14 protein-coding genes are annotated in these 14239 nt (G+C 70.1%); 6 read left to right on the top strand and 8 right to left on the bottom strand.

The genetic code is table 11. From position 1 onward, the window contains the following. The first annotated feature begins 31 nt into the window (after positions 1–31). Complete coding sequence (locus HQQ79_RS10500) at positions 32–703, top strand: response regulator transcription factor (RefSeq protein WP_017888182.1); 672 nt, start codon at positions 32–34, stop codon at positions 701–703. Between the two features lie 168 nt (positions 704–871). Here HQQ79_RS10500 and HQQ79_RS10505 read toward each other — a convergent pair whose 3' ends face one another. The 6 genes from HQQ79_RS10505 to HQQ79_RS10530 form a co-directional block, all read right to left on the bottom strand. Beyond that, on the bottom strand, positions 872–2137 hold the full coding sequence (locus tag HQQ79_RS10505; protein WP_071404571.1) for an MFS transporter: 1266 nt from the start codon (positions 2135–2137) through the stop codon (positions 872–874). 124 nt (positions 2138–2261) lie between these two features. Beyond that, the gene (locus HQQ79_RS10510; protein ID WP_027465825.1) at positions 2262–2441 is read right to left on the bottom strand and encodes a hypothetical protein; all 180 of its coding nucleotides are present in this window, start codon (positions 2439–2441) and stop codon (positions 2262–2264) included. A gap of 100 nt (positions 2442–2541) precedes the next feature. Further along, positions 2542–3300: a hypothetical protein gene (locus tag HQQ79_RS10515; protein WP_173034123.1), complete on the bottom strand. Its 759-nt coding sequence runs from the start codon at positions 3298–3300 to the stop codon at positions 2542–2544. Further along, positions 3297–4640, bottom strand: coding sequence for an AAA family ATPase (locus tag HQQ79_RS10520; RefSeq protein WP_173034125.1), 1344 nt, complete (start codon positions 4638–4640; stop codon positions 3297–3299). The genes HQQ79_RS10515 and HQQ79_RS10520 overlap by 4 nt, the downstream gene beginning before the upstream one ends. Before the next feature lie 26 nt (positions 4641–4666). Beyond that, positions 4667–4975, bottom strand: coding sequence for a thiamine-binding protein (locus HQQ79_RS10525; protein WP_173034127.1), 309 nt, complete (start codon positions 4973–4975; stop codon positions 4667–4669). Next, entirely contained in the window at positions 4972–6285 is a 1314-nt protein-coding gene (locus HQQ79_RS10530; RefSeq protein ID WP_173034129.1) for a glycosyltransferase 87 family protein, read from the bottom strand. The genes HQQ79_RS10525 and HQQ79_RS10530 overlap by 4 nt, the downstream gene beginning before the upstream one ends. 83 nt (positions 6286–6368) lie before the next feature. On the opposite strand from HQQ79_RS10530, the gene HQQ79_RS10535 reads away from it, so the two are divergent. Next, complete coding sequence (locus HQQ79_RS10535) at positions 6369–7079, top strand: YceI family protein (protein WP_173034131.1); 711 nt, start codon at positions 6369–6371, stop codon at positions 7077–7079. Positions 7080–7366: 287 nt separating this feature from the next. On the opposite strand, the gene HQQ79_RS10540 is transcribed toward HQQ79_RS10535, so the two are convergent. Further along, entirely contained in the window at positions 7367–8227 is an 861-nt protein-coding gene (locus HQQ79_RS10540; RefSeq protein ID WP_111056339.1) for an ADP/ATP-dependent (S)-NAD(P)H-hydrate dehydratase, read from the bottom strand. Positions 8228–8251: 24 nt separating this feature from the next. Here HQQ79_RS10540 and HQQ79_RS10545 point away from each other — a divergent pair, with 24 nt between their 5' ends. From HQQ79_RS10545 to HQQ79_RS10560, 4 genes are all read left to right on the top strand, one after another. After that, positions 8252–8884 carry an HAD family phosphatase gene (locus HQQ79_RS10545; RefSeq protein ID WP_173034133.1) on the top strand — a complete coding sequence of 211 codons (633 nt, stop codon included), beginning with the start codon at positions 8252–8254 and terminating at the stop codon, positions 8882–8884. Between the two features lie 9 nt (positions 8885–8893). Then, positions 8894–9976 (top strand): NADH:flavin oxidoreductase/NADH oxidase, encoded by a 1083-nt coding sequence (locus tag HQQ79_RS10550; protein ID WP_173034135.1) that lies wholly within the window; start codon positions 8894–8896, stop codon positions 9974–9976. Between the two features lie 156 nt (positions 9977–10132). Then, a complete protein-coding gene (locus tag HQQ79_RS10555) occupies positions 10133–11533 on the top strand; it encodes a hemolysin family protein (protein ID WP_173034137.1) in 1401 nt (466 codons plus the stop codon). Next, positions 11530–12567 carry a hemolysin family protein gene (locus HQQ79_RS10560; protein WP_111047821.1) on the top strand — a complete coding sequence of 346 codons (1038 nt, stop codon included), beginning with the start codon at positions 11530–11532 and terminating at the stop codon, positions 12565–12567. Before HQQ79_RS10555 ends, HQQ79_RS10560 begins: the two co-directional genes overlap by 4 nt. Positions 12568–12663: 96 nt before the next feature. Here HQQ79_RS10560 and HQQ79_RS10565 read toward each other — a convergent pair whose 3' ends face one another. Continuing rightward, positions 12664–14103: a GuaB1 family IMP dehydrogenase-related protein gene (locus tag HQQ79_RS10565; protein WP_110864009.1), complete on the bottom strand. Its 1440-nt coding sequence runs from the start codon at positions 14101–14103 to the stop codon at positions 12664–12666. Positions 14104–14239 lie beyond the last annotated feature (136 nt).

Genomic DNA, 14239 nt, shown 5'->3' on the forward strand with positions numbered 1-14239 from the left:
CGAGCAATCCGCACCGAGAAAGGACGCCAGCATGGCGACTCCAGAGGAACCGATCCGACTCGCACTGGTCGACGACCACAGGATGCTCCTCGGAGCGCTCACGGAGTGGATCCGGAACGCGGCCGACGACATCACCCTGGTGGCCGCCGTCACGACCTGGCCCGAGCTCCTGACGAGCCCGGCGTTCCCGGTCGACGTGGTGCTGCTGGACCTGGACCTCAAGGACTCCATCCCGGTGTCGCTGAAGATCTCGACGCTCAAGACCGCGGGCGTCAAGACCGTCGTGATGAGCACGTACTCGGAGCCGAACGTCGTGCGCGAGGCCCTCGGCGCCGGCGCCCTCGGGTACCTCGTCAAGAGCGAGGACGCCGACATGATCGTCGAGGCGATCCGCTCCGCCCAGCGCGGCGAGCAGTACGTCTCGGCCGAGCTCGACCTCGCCATCAACAGCGGCGACGTCGGCGGTGTGCCGAAGCTCAGCGCCCAGGAGCGTCGTGTGATGGCCCTGTACGGCGGTGGCGAGCCCGTCAAGAGCGTCGCTTACCAGCTCGGCATCTCCGAGGAGACCGCGAAGAGCTACCTCAAGCGCATCCGCGAGAAGTACCGCGTCGCCGGCTTCGACGTGGGCACGAAGGTTGCGCTCCGGAAGCGTGCGATCACCGACGGCATCATCGTGCAGGACGGCAGCCCCCTGGGGCTCTAGCGCGCGTGGCGCGTTCCGCTGCGTGAGCAGTAATGGTCGGGTCCCGTCACGGGACCCGACCATTGCTGCTCACCATGTGCGGTGGCCGCACCACGTGACGGACGGGAGGCCCGTGGCGGCGTCGCCACGGGCCTCCCGTCCGGTGGGTGCGTGCGCGCACCCCGCGTGTCAGGCCGTCGGGACCGGTGCGGTGATCGGGCCGGTGGACGGTGACGAGGAGCGGACCGCGGCACGGCGGGTGCTCCGCCGCTCGACCGCGTAGCTGACCATCGTCACCAGGACGCCGAGCAGCGCCAGGCCGATGCCGAGCCAGCCCGGTGCGAGGAACCCGAAGCCGGCGGCGATGACCGCGCCGCCCAGGGCCGCACCGATCGAGTTGCCGATGTTGAACGCCGAGTGGTTCAGCGCCGCCGCGATCGTGCGCGCGTCGCCGGCGACGTCCATCAGGCGCGACTGCACCGCCGGCGGGATCGCCGACGAGGTCGCCCCGAGCAGGAACGCGCCGAGCAGCATGCCCCAGAGCCACTGCGCCGTCAGGACGGTGATGAGCAGGGCGCCGATGAGCGCGAACATGCCGACGTAGATCGTGCGCTTCACGCTGTGGTCGGCCAGGTGTCCGCCGAGCACCCCGCCGACGACCATGCCGATGCCCACGACGACGAGCACGATCGGGACGAACGACTCGGGCATCCCGGTGACGTTCTGCACGAGCGGCGAGATGTACGAGTAGACCGCGAAGAACCCGCCGAACCCGACGGCGCCGAGGCCCATCACGATCCAGACCTGCGGCACACGGAACGCCCGGAGCTCACGGCCGATCGTGGCGTGCTCGTCGCGGGCGCTCTTCGGCACGAAGGCCGCGACGGCCAGGAACGTCAGGGCGAACAGCGCGGCGACGACGCCGTAGGCGACCCGCCACCCGGCCACCTGTCCGACCCACGTGATCGCCGGGACCCCGACGACGTTCGCGACCGACAGGCCGAGCAGCACCATCGCGATGCCCTTGCCGCGCTTGCCCGGGCCCATCATGTCGCCGGCGACGATCGACGCGATGCCGAAGTATGCACCGTGCGGCAGACCCGCGACGAAGCGGGCGACGAGCACCAGACCGAACGAGGGCAGCAGCGCGCTCGCGATCGTCGCGACGACGAACCCGACGAGCAGCACGAGGATCAGGCCCTTGCGCGGGAACCGTGCGGACATCGCCGCGATGGTCGGCGCACCGACGACGACCCCGAGGGCGTACGCGCTGACGAGCCAGCCGGCGTGGGCGATCCCGGCGTCGGGGTCGATGCCGTACTGCTCGGGGAGCAGGGCCTGCGCGATGTTCGGCAGCAGCCCCATCGCGACGAACTCGGTCGAGCCGATGGCGAACCCGCCGAGGGCGAGCGAGATGAGCGCGAGGGTGCGACGCGCAGGCGTGAGCTGTGACATGGGGCCTGTTCTCGTGCGGGCGGAGCGGGACGACGGTGCAGCACCCCACCGGACGGGGCGGCCGTGATGTCCTGGTCCATCGAGTGTAGACCGCTCCAACGGACCAGCGAAAGCCCGCTGGAGGTCAGGCCGCCTGGCGCTCCGGCGTGCGGGTCCGTGCCGGGGTCTGCTCGGGCAGCTCGTCGCGGTGCACCCATCCGGTGCCGCACTCCGCGCAGGTCGCCCAGGCGTTGTCGCCGTGTTCGTCCGTGTCGATGACGACCGTTCGCAGGTCGCAGTCGGGGCACCAGCCGTCGTGCATCATCACGCGCTCCTCATCGTCGTCTGTCCGTCCGTCCGTCTAACACCGACAGGACACACCCCACCACCGACATCCGCGGGAGGCGCCCGGCGTGTCCTGCACTTCAACCGCCGCGCTCGATGTGGTCCGCCGCGCTCAGGAGAGTCGAGCCGAGATCTGCCGTCAGCGCCATTCGGCGGAGCCGGTCAGCGAACTCTCGCCGACGTACGGAAGCCGGGCGATGGTCTTTCTTTCCCTGCTCGTTGAAGGCGTCCAGCCAAACGCCGAATTGTTCAGCCCGGACCGACCGGAGGTACGCGCCGTTCAGCGCCAAATGCTCGTCCACGACCGCCTGACTCGCCGGGTCGTTAGGCGATGGCGCGTGCGACACCTTCGCTGCCCCCGCCGAACCGATGACGACGAGGGTCGGCGCGACGATGCCCTTCACGTTATAGAACTCCTCACAGACATGCGCATCGTCCTTCGAGGTATCACAGGTCCGCACACTGGTGCCGTTTGATTCACCGTCGCAACAGAGCAGCAGATTTCCCAGAGAGATCTCAATCAGCCGCCAGCGCTTGAGGCTGACGTTTGTGCGTTGCTCACACGTCGGTGCCCACGGCAGGGGAGCTTTCTTCCTTCTTGGGTGGAAATGCTCAATCTTTGTCCGCGCGGGATCCTTCGGTAACTGGCGTTCGCAGTATGCGCACAACCCGGACTGCTCTGCCCACAGGTGTTCCCAGACCGCCTGCTTGACACGAGGTGGAAGGTCCACGTAGCGCCTCGGCCGCGACTCGTTCTCGAGCTCCGGCTCCTCGTTCATGAGGCGGTACGCGAGGGTGAGGTCCGTGGGTGGCGGAGTGAGCGGAACGATCCGTTTCACGACTCGGCTTCTCCGGGCAGGCTCATGAGCAGGAGAGCGTCGGCTGCCATCAGTTCGCGATTCCGCGATGCACCCCCGAGCCGTTCGTTAAGGTGAGTGCGCAACTCTCGCATCTCTGACGTATGCCCTTCACCGCCGTGAACGGCGTCAAGGTAGCGGTTCAGTTGTTCGCGGAGCGGAACTTTTGGCTCAGGGTCTGTTCCTTGGACCTCGGCAAGCACGACCTCGGGTCTAAGACCGAGAGAGAACGAGGGCGTCCGCACACCGCTGGACGACAATATCCGGATGTTCTCGCTTTCCACGGTCGCGATCACCTGCGGACTGTGAGTCGTTAAGACGAACTGAACGCGTGGGAAGGTTTTGAGCAGAGCTGGGACAATTTGCTTCTGCCACGTGGGGTGAAGATGAAGGTCGACTTCGTCAATCAGGACGATTCCGGGAGTACGTTCCAGTAGATCGCCCGCACCGAGGTGGGGATTTGCCCGAGCCATACGACTGGCGAGGTCGAGGGCGAGTCCTGCAACGATTTTCGGCCCCGAGGCGAGCGACGTTAGCGGAAAGGTTCCGTGTTGCGGGTGAGTCAGCGTGAGCGCGTCGATCGCCCGATTCCAACGGAGACCCCGCCACCCCACCGGCTCGAGTACCGACGTGCACGCAGCCTCAATGGCACGAAACTGCTCCATCGCCGCTCGCGGCTCCGGGTCGCCGTACGCACCCGCAGCCAGGATCTGCCCGTCCAACGACTCAAGAAAGCTCGCGAGGCGCGTCAAGTCGGACCTTGGGTCAAGCGCAGACGCGTACGCACTGCTCCGCGCCTTCGAGAGTTCACCCCGTGCCTGTCGCTGTCCGACCAGCCGCTCGACCCCGTAGGAGGCGATCACCGGAAGCACCTGCGCCCTGTCTGCTGCGGTCGGTCCTTCGTAGGCCCGCTTGCCCAACGCGGCAGTCCATCTCCGCACCGCCGGGTTGGTCGTCGTCGTGCTGCGACCGGGACCGAGTAGGCGCCGTTCCCAGAGGAACTGGTCGCCTCCGACGAAAGCCTCCACCTCTCCCACGATCGGATAAATTGCTTCAGACGTCGCGGTCCGCTCGATTGATGAGAGGTCCTGCGCGACACGCCGCACATCGTCGTGAGAGAAGGGAACGTAGTCCCCACCCAGCTCGACGACAGGAGTTGAGAGCATCACCCGCAGTACGTCCAGGACCGCGGTCTTCCCGCTCCCGTTTTCCCCGACCAGAAGCGTCACGCGTTCGTTGAAGCTCAGCTCCAACGTCTCGAACGAGCGGAAACCGGAAACGGCAACGCGGTTTATGGACCAGCGTTCGTCGGGGCGGCGCATATTCGGAGCCTAGTAGACGAACCGGGCTACTCGCCGAGCGCAGCCTCGAGCCGTTCGAGCTTGCCGTCGATCTCGCCGGTGTGCCCGGGGCGGATGTCGGCCTTGAGCACGAGCGACACCCGCGTGCCGTACTCCCCGACGGCCTCGGTGGCGCGCTTGACGACGCCCATGACCTCGTCCCACTCCCCCTCGATCTCGGTGAACATCGACGAGGTGCGGTTCGGCAGCCCGCTCTCGCGCACCACACGCACGGCGGCCGCAACGGCGTCGTGCACGGACCCGTCGGACGTTGCAGCGGGACCACCGGACGGAGCGACGGAGAAGGCGACGATCATGCGTCCATCCTGCCCGGCTCGGGCTGGTCGTGCACGGACGGCGACGAGCGCGCCGACACCCGTCCGGACCCCGCAGCCCGCCCCATCCGCACCAGCACGACGACGCTCCACACCAGGATCGCCACCTCGAGCACGTTCCGCACCGTGAGCACCACGAGGATCCACGGCTGCACGCCGAGCAACTGGTCGTAGTAGCCCGGGTAGACCACCTGCGTGAGCAGGGCCATCGGCAGCGCGAGCACCGCGATGGGCACGAACCGACGCGCACTCGGGGTCCCTGCCGCGAGTCCCCACACGATCGGCACCGCGAACCAGCCGATGTACTGCGGCGACCCCACCTTGTTCGTCGCGATGAGCGCGGCCACGAACAGGAGCGCGAGGACCGGTGCGAGCTCGGCGCGACGGGCACCGCGGCGGGCGGCCCAGAGCGCGAGCACGACCCCGGCCACCACGACGACGGCCATCAGCGGCGTCGACACCGCGGCGGCGGCGGACGTGCCGGCACCGGACACCTCGAAGGTCAGGATCTCCTGGTCGTAGAACACCGCCGCGCCCGGGACGCCGAACGCAGCGGCCCACATGAAGGGCGTCGCGAGCGGTGACTCGATCTGCAGCCCACGGCCGGTCTGCTCACCGACGAAGGACAGCAGGTACGGCGCACCGCCCCACAGCACGTCGACGAGCACGATCAGCGCACTCAGCACCAGGGCCCCGGCGAGCACACCCCGGCGGTGTCCGCGACGCAGGAGCAGCAGCACCGCGACGAGCGCCGCGGGCCACACCTTCGTCCACGCGCCGGCGGTGAAGAGCGCGGACGCGACGGCCGGCCTCGAGGCCACGAACGCCACGCCCACCAGCGCGAACACCGTCGCGACGGTGTCGATCCGACCGAGCGCGATCGGCCCGAGCGCGAGCAGGAACAGCAGCCACCACCAGACGACCCGCACGCCGTGCACGCCGAAGCGGTCGGACGACCCGACGCGGGCCCGGAACCGCCACAGGAACGCGCACGCCACGGCGTCGAGCAGCACCATCAGCAGCAGCCAGCCGGTGCCGATGGACTCGACTCCCCCCAGCGCCGCGGCCGCCATCGGCACGATCGCCAGGATCGGGTACACCCAGGCGCCGTCGACGCCGACCCAGAAGTCCGCGGTCCGCCCGGTCTCGATCCAGCGGCTGTAGGTGATGGTCACGTCACCGAGCGGCAGGTTCGCCGACACGAGGGTCAGCCACCACAGGAACCCGTGCACGGCGACGAACGCCAGGACGAAGCCGGCGAGTTCGAGCCACCGGGTCGAGGTCCTCTGCACCGGACGAGCGTAGCGGCCGGACCGGGCGCGATCGCTGCCACGGACTCAGGGTCTCCCGAGCATGACGTGTCACCGTTCTGCTCGTGACCTCCGACACCCCGCGCAAGCGCCGCAAGGCCGTCATCTGGATCTCCGTCATCGCCGCCGTCGTCGTCCTCGGCGTCGTGGGTGCGGTGGTCTTCACGAACGTCTACACGAGCACCGAGAACGCGAAGGCCTCGGCCGCGCCGTCCGTCGCCGCCACCCGCGAGGCCTCCACCCTCGACGGCACGGACCTGTCCGGCGAGTGGACGGTCGGCGGCGATTCCGAGGCCGGGTACCGCGTCCACGAGGTCTTGAACGGCTCCGACGTCACCGTCACCGGCCGCACCGACAGCGTCGCCGGCACCGCGACCGTCGACGGCACGAGCATCACCGCCGCGAAGATCACGGTGCAGGTCGCCGACATCGCCACCGACTCCGACCAGCGCGACGCCTACTTCCGCGACTCCGCGATGGACGTCGCGGCCTTCCCCGAGGCCACCTTCGAACTCACCGCGCCGATCGCCGACGCGGTCCCGAGCGGTTCCGACACGACGACCGTGTCGGCTCCGGGGAAGCTCACCCTGCACGGCGTCACGAAGGACGTCACCGCGAAGCTGCAGGTCGGCCTGAACGGCGACGGCGTCGACATCTCCGGTTCGGTCCCGATCACCTTCTCGGACTACGGCGTGCAGGCCCCGAGCCTGGGGTTCGTCAAGGTCGACGACGCCGGTTCCGTCGAGTTCCTGGTGCACGCGACCCCCGCGAGCTGACGTCCGCGACGCGCGTCGCGCCCGTGACGTGACCGCAATCGGACGGGAGGCCCGTGGCGACGCCGCCACGGGCCTCCCGTCCGTCCCACGCTCGCGTCGACAACAAGCGACACCACCGATGTCGTACGACACCGACACTGTCGTCACCCCGCGCCTGCAACGAACGACGAAGCCGATGTCGTACGACCTCGACGCTGTCGCTCCCGCGCACCCGCAACAGTCCGCGCCTGCAACGAACGACGAAGTCGATGTCGTACGACGTCGACACCGTCGTTCCACATCGACGACTAGCCGCGCGCGTCCCCGTCGACGACCAGGTCCCGCACGACCCCCGGCAGCTCGGCGATGAGCGTCGTCATCGGGAACGGTCCGCCGCCGGACGCCCGCCGCGCCGCGAGCCCGTGCACCACCGCGGCCGACGCGGCCAGGTGGGCGAGGTCCGACGGGGTGAGCGACGACCCGGCCGCCTCGACGGAGCCCTGCCGCGCGGCGACGAGCGCTCCGAGCACGCCACCCAGCACGTCCCCGGCACCGGCCGCCGCGAGCCACGGCGTCGCGGACGCAGCCACGAGCCGCACCGACCCGTCCGGGGTGACCACGTGGGTCCGCTCCCCCTTGAGCAGCACGACGCTGCCGGTCTGCTCCGCCGCACGGAGTGCCGCGGCGGCCGGGTCCTGCTCGATCTCGGCGCGATCGGCCCCCAGGAACGAAGCGAGCTCACCGGCGTGCGGGGTGAGCACGGCGAGCGGCCCGAGGTCGACGAGCGGGATCGCTCCGGCGTCGACGACGACCGGGACGCCGTCGTCGGACGCGTGCGAGAAGCCCGACGCCGTCGTCTCGTCCAGGTCACCGAGCGACGGCGCCGAGACACCGGAGCCGACCAGCCAGGCCTGCACCCGACCGACGCCGGACACGACCTCGGGGCGGCGGGTCAGCACGTGGTCGGTGGCGCGTGACGGTCCGACGTACCGGACCATGCCGACGCCGGTGTGCACGGCGGCGTCGACCCCGAGCACCGCGGCGCCGGGGTACTGGTCGGAGCCGGTCGCGACGCCGAGCACCCCGCGGCGGTACTTGGTGGACTCCCCCGTCGGCGCGGTGACCCACGCGGCGGCATCGGACGGTCGGACGGGCACGAAGTCGTTCACCGGCCCCAGGTTACGGTGGAGCGCATGAGCCTGTTCCTGCCTGGTCGCGTGGTGGTCTTCGACTACGGCGAGGTGATCAGCCGGACGCCACACGCCTCGCGGGATGACCTCGTGGCCGCCACCGGGGTCCCGGCGGACGAGCTGTTCCCGGTGTACCAGGAGCTCCGGCACGACCTGGACCGCGGCGACCTGTCCGTCGTGGCGTACTGGCGTGCGATCGCGGAACGGACCGGACGGACCTGGAGCATCTCGGAGATCCACCGGTTCTGGGCGATCGACTTCACCGGGTGGTTCGAGGTCGAGCCGGAGACCCTCGAGATCGTCGAGGAGCTGCACGACGCCGGCACCCGTTTGGCCCTGCTCTCGAACGCGGGCTTCGACTTCGGTGACCCGTACCGCCGCTCCCCGATGGGCTCGCTGTTCGAGACCGTCGTGGTGAGCGCCGAGGAGCACGTCCTGAAGCCCGCGGCATCCATCTACCGCGACACCTGTGCGCGCTTGGGAATCGACCCGGGTCAGATGGTGTTCGTGGACAACAGGGCCGATAACGCCACCGGTGCGGAAGCGATCGGGGCGGTCGGCCACCACTACACGTCGCCGGCGTCGCTGCGGTCGTTCCTGACGGAACTGGCCGAGGCGCCGGCACCCGTCCTCTGAGGAGCCCGCGTGACGCACGCCCTGTTCGACCCGATCACCGTCCGTGACCTGACCGTCCGCAACCGCATCTGGGTCTCCCCGATGTGCCAGTACTCGGTGGACCAGCAGGACGGCGTCCCGACGCCGTGGCACCTCGTGCACCTGGGCGGGTTCGCCAAGGGCGGCGCCGGCGCGGTCGTGGTCGAGGCGACGGGTGTCGTGCCCGAGGGACGGATCACCCCGCAGGACCTCGGGCTGTGGAACGACCAGCAGCGCGACGCGTTCAAGCCGATCGTCGACTTCCTGCACGAGCAGGGCGCCGCGGCGGGCATCCAGCTGGCGCACGCCGGTCGCAAGGCGTCGACCTACCGCCCCTGGGACACCACACACGGCACCGTCCCCGCCGACCAGGGCGGCTGGACCACGGTCGCTCCGTCGGCCGTGGCCTTCGACGGCTACGACGTCCCGCGCGAACTCGCGGTCGAGGACATCCGCGTCGTCGCCCTCGCCTTCGCGCAGTCCGCCCGCCGCGCGGTCGAGGCCGGGTTCGACCTGGTCGAGATCCACGCGGCCCACGGCTACCTGCTGCACCAGTTTCTCTCGCCGCTGAGCAACAAGCGCACGGACCAGTACGGCGGCTCGCTCGAGAACCGTGCCCGCGCGCTGCTCGAGGTCGTCGACGCCGTGCGCGCCGAGGTCGGCGAGGGCTTCCCGATCGTCGTCCGCTTCTCGGCCACCGACTGGGTCGACGGCGGGCTCACGCTCGACGAGACCACCGTCGTCGCCCGCTGGGCCGCTGAGCACGGTGCCGACCTGGCCGACGTGTCGACCGGCGGCAACGTCGCGAGCGCGCCGATCCCGGTCGGCCCCGGCTACCAGGTGCCGCACGCCGCGGCGATCAAGCGCGACGCCGGCATCCCGACGATCGCCGTTGGCATGATCTCCGAGGCGTTCCAGGCCGAGCAGATCGTCGCGACCGGCCTGGCCGACGTCGTGATGATCGGTCGCGAGATGCTCCGCGACCCGTCGTTCGCGCTCCGTGCCGCCGTCGAACTCCGCGTGCCGGTCGACTACGAGCCGCAGCAGTACCACCGCGCGCGGATCACGGCCTAGGCGCGGTCGGTTCTGTACGGATTCACGGTTCAGCGACCGCGCAGGCAGTACGATTGGCAGCACTGTGGACGATCCCCCGAATAGTTCTTCGCCTCACTCATCCGCCGCTCACTCGGTGAGCTGCACGTCATCCCTGTGCGCGAACGGGGGTGAATCATGAGTCCGATCGACATCGTCATGCTGATCGGCGGCATCCTGCTGACCCTCGGCACGGGTGTCTTCGTCGCGTCCGAGTTCGCGCTGGTCAACCTCGACCGCGCGGACGTCGAAGCGCGGCGCGACCGCGGTGAAGCCGGCCTCGCACCGGTCATCGGCGCGCTGAAGGTCACCTCGACGCACCTGTCCAGCGCACAGCTGGGCATCACGCTGACCACGCTGCTGACCGGCTACCTGCTCGAACCCTCGATCGCGAAGCTGCTCGAGGCGCCGTTCCTGGCGATGAACCTGCCAGAGGGCATCGTCGAGACCGTCGGCTCGATCGTGGCGCTCGTCATCGCGACCCTGCTGTCGATGATCCTCGGCGAACTGGTGCCGAAGAACTTCGCGCTCGCGCTGCCCCTGCAGACCGCCAGGCTCGTGGTCCCGCTGCAGATCGCGTTCACGACGGTCTTCAAGCCCGCCGTCGCGCTGCTGAACGGCACCGCGAACGCCGTGCTCCGGTCGCTGGGCATCGAGCCGCAGGAGGAACTCTCGGGTGCCCGCAGCGCCGAGGAACTCACCTCGCTGCTGCGCCGCTCGGCCTCCGAGGGCTCGCTCGAACAGGACACCGCGACGCTCCTCGAGCGCACCATCTCGTTCTCCGAGCTGAGCGCCAGCGACGTGATGACCCCGCGCCCGAGGCTCTCCACCATCCGCGTGTCCGAGTCAGCCGAGGACGTCATCGCCCTCGCGCGCAAGACCGGCTTCAGCCGCTTCCCCGTCATCGAGGAGGACGCGGACGACGTCGTCGGCATCGTGCACGTCAAGCAGGCCGTCGCCGTGCCGCGCGAGAAGCGTCCGGAGGTCCCCGTCGGGGCCCTCATGACGGACGCCGAACGCGTGCCGGAGACCATGCCCGGCGACACCCTGCTCGCCGAGGTCCGCGGTCGCGGCTACCAGATGGTCATCGTCGTCGACGAGTACGGCGGCACCGCCGGGGTCGTCACGCTCGAGGACCTGATCGAGGAGATCGTCGGCGAGGTCTCCGACGAGCACGACCGCGCCCGAATCGACGTGGTCCGCTCCCGTGACTGGCTGACCTTCCCCGGTCTGCTGCGTCCCGACGAGCTCGAGGACCGCGCCGGCGTGAAGGTGCCCGAGGAGGGCCCGTACGAGACCGTCGGCGGGTTCGTCATGTCGACGCTGGGCCGACTGCCCGTCGTCGGCGACGAGGTGCCCCTGGACGGCGGGGTGTTCCGGGTCGAGCGGCTGGACGGCCGTCGGATCGACCGCATCCGCTGGACCCCGACGCGCCCGTCGACCGACACGGCGGCGACCGCGATCATCATCCCGTCCACCAAGAACACCCCGACCACCACGAAGGCCGCGGCCACCACGACGAAGGGCAGCACCCGATGAGCTCCGACTGGTGGGGGATCTTCTGGCTCGTCGTCCTGTTGCTGGGCAACGCGTACTTCGTCGCGGCGGAGTTCGCGGTCATCTCCGCACGCCGCTCGCAGATCGAGCCCCGCGCCGAAGAGGGCTCGAAGGCCGCGCAGATGACGCTGTGGGCGATGGAGCACGCCACCCGCATGCTCGCCACGACCCAGCTCGGCATCACGGTCTGCTCGCTGCTCATCCTGAACGTGTCCGAGCCGGCGATCCACCACCTGCTCGAGGTCCCGCTGCACCTGACCGGCTGGAGTGCCGAGGTGATCGGCACCGTGGCCTTCGTGTTCACGCTGCTGCTCGTGTCGTTCCTGCACGTGGTGTTCGGTGAGATGGTGCCGAAGAACATCTCGTTCTCGATGCCGGACCGCGCCGCACTGCTGCTCGTGCCGACGCTCTGGTACATCGGTCACGGCCTGCACTGGGTCATCGTCGGCCTGAACGAGGTCGCGAACGCCGTGCTGCGGCTGTTCCGCGTCGAGCCCAAGGACGAAGCGGTGAGCGCCTTCACGGTGGAAGAGGTGCAGACCATCGTGGAGCAGTCCCGCCGCGAGGGCACCCTGACCGACGACGGCAAGCTCGCCCTGGCGTTCGAGTTCACCGAGAAGAAGGTCCGTGACGTCGCCGTGCCGATGGCCGAGCTCGTCACCCTGCCCGACGACGCCACCCCGGCCGACGTCGAGCACGCCGTGGCGCAGCGTGGGTTCTCCCGCTACGTGCTCGTCGGCGAGGACGGCTCCCCCACGGGCTACGTGCACGTGAAGGACGTCATCGACCTGCGGCCGGACGAGTTCGACGACCCGGTGCCGCCGAAGCGCATCCGCCAGCTCATCTCGCTCTACACCGAGATGGACCTCGAGGACGCGCTCGCGACCATGCGGGCCGCCGGGCGCCACGTGGCCCGCGCCTTCGACGCGGACGGCCGCACGATCGGCGTGCTGTTCCTCGAGGACATCCTCGAAGAACTGGTGGGCGAGGTCGAGGACGCGACCCGACGCCGGTAGACGCACCGGCGGACGGACGGGAGGCCCGTGGCGGCCGCGCCACGGGCCTCCCGTCCGTTCGTGGTCGCGACCAGGGCGACGCGCGCCCCGTCCGCGCTACCAGCTGACGGGCAGGGGCTTGCCCTCCTCGTACCCGGCGGCGGACTGGATGCCGACCAGGGCTCGCTCGGAGAACTCGGCGAGGGACGACGCGCCCGCGTAGGTGGCGGAGCTGCGGACGCCGGTGGTGATCATGTCGAGCAGGTCCTCGACGCTCGGGCGCTCCGGGTCGAGGTAGATCGTCGACGACGAGATCCCCTCGGCGAAGAGCGCCTTGCGGGCACGCTCGTACGGGTCGAGCCGCTCGAACCGCTCACGCACGGCCTTGGCCGAGGCCATGCCCCAGCTCTCCTTGTACGCCTTGCCCGCGGCGTCACGACGCAGGACGCCGGGGGCCTCGAGCGTGCCGGCGAACCACGAGCCGATCATCACGGCGGACGCCCCGGCTGCCAGCGCGAGGGCGACGTCGCGCGGGTAGCGCACCCCGCCGTCCGCCCAGACGTGCGCGCCGAGCGATCGGGCCGCCGCCGCGGTCTCGAGCACGGCCGAGAACTGCGGACGACCGACGGCCGTCATCATGCGGGTGGTGCACATGGCACCAGGGCCGACGCCGACCTTGATGATGTCCGCTCCGGCCCCGACCAGGTGCGCGACGGCGTCGGCGGTGACGACGTTGCCGGCGACGAGCGGGATGCCGAGCTGCAGGGACGCGACCGTGCGGAGTGCGCGGAGCATGCCGTCCTGGTGTCCGTGCGCGGTGTCGAGGACCAGGACGTCCACGCCCGCGGCTGCCAGCGCCTTCGCCTTGGCGGCGACGTCGCCGTTGATGCCGAGAGCGGCGGCGACCCGGAGCCGGCCGGAACCGTCGACGGCGGGCGTGTAGATGTCGGAGCGGATCGCGCTCGTCTGGCTGGTGGTGCCGACGACCCGGCCGTGCCGCATCACCGGCGCGAAGTCGACCTCGGCGGCCGAGAGCACGTCGTACACGTGCCGGGGCGTGCCGGCGTCCTCGGCGTCGATCGCGGTCGAGGCGCCGTGCAGCAGGTCACCGAGGACGGCGTCGGGGCCGGCGGTGCCGAGGCGGGTCGCGGGCACGCAGCCCAGGTACTCCCCGTCGGCGTCGCGGACGACCACACCACGGCCGGCCACCGGCAGGAGCTGCTCGAGGGCCTCGGCGACGGTGGTCTGCGCCCCCATGTCGTAGGCGGTGTCGAAGTCGACCGGCTGGTCCTTCACCCAGCGGATCGCGGCGTCGAGGTCCTGCAGGTGCATGTCCTGCGGCAGCACGCCCAGACCACCGCGGCGGGCCAGGGTGGCGGCGAGCCGGGGGCCGGTGACGGAGTTCATGTTGGCGCTGACGATCGGGATCGTGGCACCGCTGCCGTCGTTCGCCGCGAGGTCGACGTCGAAGCGGCTCGTCACGCCGGAGCGGCTCGGGACGAGGAAGACGTCGGAGTAGGTCAGGTCGTGCGTCGGCCGCGTCTCGTAGAACCTCATGCGCTCCACTGTACGGCTCCCGTCAGGGCCCCGACCGGGTGCTCGGGGGCTGCCGACTCGCGCCGAGGCTGACACGGAACGGACATGTCGGAGCGGCTAGGCTTGGCACCTGTGCGGCGCAGGGTTGCTCCGCACG

The organism is Curtobacterium sp. VKM Ac-2852 (genome assembly GCF_013205045.1).
Classification (GTDB): Bacteria; Actinomycetota; Actinomycetes; order Actinomycetales; family Microbacteriaceae; genus Curtobacterium; species Curtobacterium flaccumfaciens.